1 protein-coding gene is annotated in these 902 nt (G+C 63.7%); it reads left to right on the top strand.

The window, feature by feature from the left end; genetic code table 11:
* The coding region (locus tag B3C64_RS04670; RefSeq protein ID WP_291534070.1) for an inositol-3-phosphate synthase at positions 1-902 on the top strand (902 nt) is incomplete at both ends.

Genomic DNA, 902 nt, shown 5'->3' with positions numbered 1-902 from the left:
GCGATCGGCGCTTCGCAGAACAATACGATCAAGTTCGCGGATGTGCCGAATCTCGGCGTCGAGGTGCTGCGCGGGCCGACCAACGACGGTTTGGGCGAATACTACCGTCAGATGATCGAGGAATCGGACGCCGAGCCGGTCGATGTGGCGCAGGTGCTGCGCGACAAGAAGGTCGACGTGCTGGTCTCTTACCTGCCGGTCGGTTCCGAGCAGGCCGACAAGGCCTACGCGCAGGCCGCGATGGATGCCGGATGCGCTTTCGTCAACTGCCTGCCGGTGTTCATCGCCTCCGATCCCGAATGGGCGCAGAAGTTCCGCGACGCGGGCGTGCCGATCGTCGGCGACGACATCAAGTCCCAGGTCGGCGCGACGATCACCCACCGTGTGCTCGCCCGCCTGTTCGAGGACCGTGGCGTGCGTCTCGACCGCACGTACCAGCTCAATGTCGGCGGCAACATGGACTTCATGAACATGCTGCAACGCTCCCGTCTGGAATCCAAGAAGATCTCCAAGACCCGCGCCGTCACGTCCGTCGTGCCGCACGACATGGATGCACACAATGTGCATATCGGCCCGTCCGATTACGTGGCGTGGCTGGATGACCGCAAGTTCGCGTTCGTGCGTCTTGAAGGCACCACGTTCGGCGACGTGCCGCTGAACCTTGAGTACAAGCTTGAGGTCTGGGATTCTCCGAATTCCGCGGGCATCGTCATCGATGCCGTGCGCGCGGCGAAGATCGCGCTCGACCGGCACCTGGCCGGCCCGGTGCTGGCGCCGAGCTCGTACTTCATGAAGTCCCCCGCGGTTCAGCATGAGGACGGCGAGGCCCGCCAGCTGGTGGAGGAATTCATCAAGGGCGATGTGGAAGGCGACGAACGACAGCTCGATGCCGATGTGGCGGC

This window comes from Bifidobacterium sp. UBA6881 (assembly GCA_002451435.1).
Taxonomy (GTDB): domain Bacteria; phylum Actinomycetota; class Actinomycetes; order Actinomycetales; family Bifidobacteriaceae; genus Bifidobacterium.
The sequence above is the reverse complement of the archived record's forward strand: the minus strand, read 5'-3'. Positions and strand labels throughout refer to the sequence as shown.